Genomic DNA, 5,898 nt, shown 5'->3' with positions numbered 1-5,898 from the left:
TATCTTGAAGCTGGTACTTTTTATTTTTGCCTACACCATCAACAGATGTGTATAATCGCAACTTGAATTAACTTACTTAACTTATGACTACTACCACCATTATATTTGATCTCGGTGCTGTACTTATCGATTGGAATCCGCATTACCTGTACCGTACTATATTTCAGGAGGAAGCTCCAATGCTGCACTTTCTGGAAAATGTCTGCACCTCCGACTGGAACGAGGAACAGGATGGCGGACGGTCTTTACAAGAAGCAACAGAGCTGCTGGTGGCACGGTACCCGGAGCACGAAGAGTACATCAGGGCCTTTTACGGCCGTTGGGAAGAAATGCTCGGTGGTGCCATAGACGGTACAGTAAAGATTTTCGAAGAGCTGAAGTCGCAGAATAAATTCAAGTTCTACGCCCTCACCAACTGGTCGTCCGAAACATTCCCGATAGCGCAGGAACGTTTCGAGTTTTTAACCTGGTTCGATGGCATTGTGGTTTCAGGCGATGAAAAAGACCGTAAGCCATTTCCTTCGTTCTACCAGACCTTGCTGAACCGTTATCAGGTAAAGCCAGAAGAAGCGATTTTTATTGATGACAACCTGCGCAATATTCACGCAGCCGAAAAAATCGGCCTCGACTCCATTCATTTTCAGTCGCCGGAACAACTGCGGGAGGAATTGGAGAAGAGAGGAATTTTGTAAATCGTGACAGACCTCGCAGCGTCTTCCAGACATGTGAGCGTCTTGCCTGCTAGGGAGCAAAAGCAGCAGGAACTACAGAATGTAAATTAATATATGATGTTACGCACATTTATCAGGAAGTCTCCTGTAAGTTAGTCCTAATACATTTGGTAACAGCTTCATCCGGCGCCCTTAGGCTTTACTGTTGCATTGTAGAAGTCTTAGCGCTCACGGCCGCGGGGCCCCGTTCTCGGGCATCGCGCTGCTGCATCTTTCCTGCCTTCGCTGGCGCTCAGGCTGCCTGCGGCACCGGAAACCTGCAAAGGCGCTCAACCCAAGAACTGGAAATTTGATATTCTTAGTGGAGGCGACAGCGACTGTTTCGAGGTAGCCTGGGAATAATATTTTTATGCTGGTCGCATTAGTGCGTAACATCAGTTAATATATCGAATAATATAGTTCCCTGTAGCTGCTGCGAGGTCTGGGACAAGTCCAATATGAAAATGAAAAAGGAGCTGTTCCATGGATGGAACAGCTCCTTTTTCATTTAAAACATTCTGTATTACAGCTCTTGCTGCTGGCCTTTTTCTACGATAATGGCATTACGCTTTGGTTGCTCCTCCTCTGCGAAAAAGCGCTTCTGGTTAAACAGAATCAGCAAAACACCAACAAATATGGCAGAATCGGCTACGTTGAAGATGGGCCAAAGTGACATAGGTCTGCCGCCCATTATAGGCACCCAATGCGGAATAATGCCTTCCCATATATCTACATAAAACATATCGATTACCTGCCCATGAAACCAGGGAGTAGACGAGCCATAGGGTGCATTATCGAACCAGACACCGTAAAAGGTACTGTCGATGAGGTTACCAATGGCACCCCCCAGAATAAGTGCGATGCACCAGACCAGCCCTTTCGGCGCTTTGTTGTTGATGAGGTAGTACAGGTAATAGCCAATACCAAACATCGCCACTAAACGGAATAATGTCAGGATAAGTTTACCGTACTCGGAGCCTAGTTCCACACCAAAGGCCATTCCCGGGTTAAGCGTATAGTGCAGCTTCAGCCAATCACCGATCAGCCTGATTTCGCCTGGCATGCCCATTTCCATGTTATAATGCACGATCAGTTTTACAGCCTGATCGAGGAGAATAACCAGTAAGCTTGCCAGGTAATATTTCCAATATTTCATATAGAGCAGTTAAACAGCTAGTGCCAGATGTTGTATAGCTGTTAAAATTATCAAAATAAAAGCAGCAGCGTAGTGTACACTCGCTGCTGCTTTTGCTACTTAAAGTATAACGCTAGACTCGGTACGGATTTTCAGGTAAACCTGGTAATCATCGATATCTAAAAGCGTGCCATCTGCCAGATCATCTACAAAATTGAGGCTTAGGGCCTGCGTTTCAGCACAGATATAGTCGCTGTAGTTCTGCAGCGAGGCATTTACATCTGGCTCTCCCTGCTGCACGGTTACGTGTATCTTGTCCTGCACCTCCAGGTTGGAGTCTTTGCGCAGGTTCTGGATACGGTTTACCAGGTCGCGGGCTATTCCTTCCTGCTTCAACTCTTCTGTAATCGTAATATCAAGCGCCACGGTCAGTTTGCCTTCGTTGGCCACTAACCAGCCTGGTATATCTTCTGAAGAGATTTCTACGTCTTCCGGTGTCAGCACGGCTGTTTCCTCGTTGTTCAGCGTTACCTGGAAACCTCCTTCACGTTCAAGTTGAGCAATATCCTGCTGGTTCATCTGTTGCACAGCATTAGCTACCAGCTTCATTTTCGGACCAAACACCTGCCCCAACTTTTTGAAGTTCGGCTTGATCTTTTTCACGAGGATGCCGGAGGTGTCGTCGATGTACTCTACCGCCTTCACGTTCACCTCGCTCATGATGAGGTCTTCTACCGCCTGTATCTGCTGCCTGGTGTGCTGGTTCAAAACCGGCACCAGGATGCGCTGCAACGGCTGACGCACTTTTATCATCTGCTTCTTGCGCAGCGAGTGCACCAGCGACGATACGGTTTGTGCCAGTTGCATACGCTCTTCCAGGTCTTTGTCCACAGCACCTGCTGCTACTTCCGGAAAATCTGCGATATGCACAGACTCCACGTTGTTGCGGCCACTCACGCTGTTCAGGTCGCGGAACAGCTGCTCAGTGTAGAACGGCGCGATAGGCGAAGCCAGTTTAGCGATGGTTTCCAGGCAAGTGTAGAGTGTCTGATAAGCTGCTATTTTATCTTCGTTGTACTCGCCTTTCCAGAAGCGTTTGCGGTTCAGGCGCACATACCAGTTGCTCAGGTCATCTACCACGAAATCCTGTATGGCGCGGGCAGCTTTGGTCGGATCGTAATCAGCCAGGAAGCTATCTACCTCCTGCACCAGCGTGTTCAGCTTAGAGATAATCCAGCGGTCGCTTTCAGTTCTGCGCTCCAGCGGTACGTTTTTCTCGGCATAGGCAAAGTTGTCGAGGTTGGCGTAGAGGGCGAAGAAGGAGTACGTGTTCTGCAATGTTCCGAAGAAACGACGCTGTGTCTCTACTACGCCATCGGCATTGAACTTCAGGTTATCCCAAGGTGGCGCGTTCGCGATCATGTACCAGCGCACGGCATCGGGGCCATACTTGCCGATCATTTCAAACGGATCGATGGCATTGCCGAGGCGCTTGCTCATCTTGTTGCCGTTCTTGTCGAGTACCAGTCCGTTGGCGATTACGTTTTTGTAAGCCACGCTGTCTTCCAGCATCACGGCCAGCGCGTGCAGCGTAAAGAACCAGCCTCGTGTCTGGTCTACACCTTCTGCTATATAATCGGCCGGGAAGTTCTGCTCAAAGATATTTCTGTTCTCAAGCGGGTAATGCCACTGTGCATAAGGCATGGCACCAGAATCGAACCAAACATCGATAAGGTCTGTCTCTCTGTGCATTACCTTTCCTGACTTACTCACCAGCACGATATTATCCACATACGGACGGTGCAGGTCTGTCAGCTCTATCGGAGCTTCCATTACACCAGCTTCCACAGCTTTATCCATCTCGGCTCTAAGCTGCTCCAGCGATCCGATGCAGAGTTCCTCATCGCCATCTTCGGTGCGCCAGATTGGTAACGGTGTGCCCCAGTAGCGGGAACGGGAAAGGTTCCAATCTACAAGGTTCTCGAGCCAGTTACCAAAACGACCGGTTCCGGTAGACTCCGGTTTCCAATTGATAGTTTTGTTCAGCTCGATCAGTCGGTCTTTTACGGCAGTAGTTTTGATGAACCAGCTATCCAGCGGATAATATAATACGGGTTTATCAGTGCGCCAGCAGTGCGGGTAGGTGTGCTCGTATTTCTCAACCTTAAAGGCTTTGCCCTCTTCTTTTAGCTTGATGGCTATTTTAACATCGGTTGGTTTATAGTCAGCCGCTGTCTCGTCTTCACCAGTGTAGTTTTTCACGTACATGCCGGCGAAGTCGGTCACTTCATTTACGAAGCGGCCTTGCTTGTCTACCAGCGGCATCGGTTTACCGTTCTCATCGGTTACCAGCAGCGCCGGTATATCGTTCTGAGCAGCTACTCTAAAGTCGTCTGCACCAAAGGTTGGGGCTATGTGCACGATACCGGTACCATCTTCTGTGGTTACGAAATCGCCTACTACTACTCTGAAAGCCGGCTTTTCGGGCTGCACGTATGGCATGAGCTGGTGAAACTCTGTACCAGCCAGGTCAGCGCCTGTAAACTCCTCTACTATTTTAAAAGGTATCAGCTTATCGCCGGAGCTATAATCTGCCAGGGCCAGGTCTGCTGCTTTCGGATTGAAGAAGCGGCTTACCAGGTCTTTGGCCAGAATAACAGAGATCGGCTCGTACGTGTAGGGGTTGTAGGTTCTTACCTTCACGTACTTGATGCCTTTGCCTACAGCCAGCGCCGTGTTAGATGGCAAGGTCCAGGGGGTAGTGGTCCAGGCAAGGAAGTATACTCTTTCCTCCTCTTGCTCAAAAAGGAACATGTTACGCGTTATACGCTTTACCTCGAACTGCGCTACAATGGTGGTATCTTTCACCATTTTGTAGCAGCCCGGTTGGTTTAACTCATGCGAACTTAGCCCAGTACCTGCACCTGGTGAGTAAGGCTGGATCGTGTAGCCTTTGTACAAGTACCCTTTATCGTAAAGGCGCTTCAGCAGGGCCCAGCAAGATTCTATATACTCACTCTCGAAGGTGATGTACGGGTTGTCGAGGTCTACCCAGTAGCCCATCTTCTCTGTCAGGTCGTCCCATTGGTGTTTGAAGCGCATGACCGTTTCGCGGCAACGCTGGTTATATTCTTCAACGGTTATTTTCTTACCGATGTCTTCTTTGGTGATACCCAGCTCTTTCTCTACCTGCAGCTCTACGGGCAGACCATGGGTATCCCAGCCGCCTTTGCGGTTTACCTGAAAACCTTTCAGGGTTTTGTAACGGCAGAAAATATCTTTTACAGCACGCGCCATTACGTGGTGGATGCCAGGCGTACCATTGGCGGAGGGTGGTCCTTCGTAAAACACAAACGGCTTGTTACCCTCTCGCGTAGCTACTGATTTTTCGAAGATGCTGTTCGTCTTCCAGAAATCGAGTACTTCTTCGCCAAGCTTGGCGTAATTCAGATTTTTATATTCGTTATACTTTCCCATTATCAGGATTCTCTTGTTCTAACTCTTTACGCAACTCGTCTATATCTTTCTCTTATTCTTCTTCACTGCCTGTCTCTTCATAATATTCCTCATAATCATTTATCAGGGCATCGGGCTCGTGCACAGACCTGCCGCTGTCGAAGCTCATGAGCAGGATAGGCAATATAATCAGGTTTGTTAACATTGCAATCTTCAAGGTGAGCGACATGAGCAAACCTAGTGCTTTTGTACCTCCAAACTCTGAAAAGGCAAAGATAACAAAGCCAAAGAACAGAATCATAGAAGTATAGATCTTACTTGTGCCTGCCTCGTTAATTGTAGTCGTAATAGCTCTGCTCACCTGGAAGCCGCTTACCCATTAAGCTTGATGTCGCTGTCTTCGTGGCTATTACCTCTACCCACCGCAATGAGTTAAGGAAAGCAGGATTAACGGTAATAGCTAAAAGGGTAGCGCTGGTTTTTTCGTTTATAATCTGGCCATCGTAGAAATGCTGCTCCTTTACGCGCTGCAGCAGTGTGTCGAGTTGCGGTTGGGTCTGCGGAAATGCTTCAAAAATTCTGTCGGGCACGAATTTC

General features: G+C 48.4%; 5 protein-coding genes. 1 reads left to right on the top strand and 4 read right to left on the bottom strand.

Features of this window, described 5'->3' with window-relative positions; all coding sequences use genetic code 11:
* The first annotated feature begins 83 nt into the window (after positions 1 to 83).
* Positions 84 to 692: an HAD family hydrolase gene (locus FVR03_RS23590; protein WP_147924235.1), complete on the top strand. Its 609-nt coding sequence runs from the start codon at positions 84 to 86 to the stop codon at positions 690 to 692.
* A gap of 541 nt (positions 693 to 1,233) precedes the next feature.
* Here the strand turns inward: FVR03_RS23590 and FVR03_RS23585 are convergent.
* From FVR03_RS23585 to FVR03_RS24670, 4 genes are all read right to left on the bottom strand, one after another.
* The gene (locus FVR03_RS23585; protein ID WP_147924234.1) at positions 1,234 to 1,866 is read right to left on the bottom strand and encodes a lipoprotein signal peptidase; all 633 of its coding nucleotides are present in this window, start codon (positions 1,864 to 1,866) and stop codon (positions 1,234 to 1,236) included.
* Between the two features lie 99 nt (positions 1,867 to 1,965).
* Complete coding sequence (gene ileS / locus FVR03_RS23580) at positions 1,966 to 5,322, bottom strand: isoleucine--tRNA ligase (protein WP_147924233.1); 3,357 nt, start codon at positions 5,320 to 5,322, stop codon at positions 1,966 to 1,968.
* Positions 5,323 to 5,374: 52 nt separating this feature from the next.
* The gene (locus FVR03_RS23575; RefSeq protein WP_187270287.1) at positions 5,375 to 5,602 is read right to left on the bottom strand and encodes a hypothetical protein; all 228 of its coding nucleotides are present in this window, start codon (positions 5,600 to 5,602) and stop codon (positions 5,375 to 5,377) included.
* 31 nt (positions 5,603 to 5,633) lie between these two features.
* Positions 5,634 to 5,898, bottom strand: a 265-nt coding sequence (locus FVR03_RS24670) for a hypothetical protein (RefSeq protein ID WP_187270286.1), incomplete at its 5' end; no start/stop codon positions are given.

Source organism: Pontibacter qinzhouensis (assembly GCF_008017455.1).
Classification (GTDB): domain Bacteria; phylum Bacteroidota; class Bacteroidia; order Cytophagales; family Hymenobacteraceae; genus Pontibacter; species Pontibacter qinzhouensis.
This window is presented reverse-complemented; position numbering and strand designations above follow the sequence as displayed.

Coding starts and splice junctions, on each gene's coding strand:
- FVR03_RS23590 (WP_147924235.1), top strand. CDS start 84: ATGACTACTACCACCATTATATTTGATCTCGGTGCTGTACTTATCGAT.
- FVR03_RS23585 (WP_147924234.1), bottom strand. CDS start 1,866: ATGAAATATTGGAAATATTACCTGGCAAGCTTACTGGTTATTCTCCTC.
- ileS (WP_147924233.1), bottom strand. CDS start 5,322: ATGGGAAAGTATAACGAATATAAAAATCTGAATTACGCCAAGCTTGGC.
- FVR03_RS23575 (WP_187270287.1), bottom strand. CDS start 5,602: ATGATTCTGTTCTTTGGCTTTGTTATCTTTGCCTTTTCAGAGTTTGGA.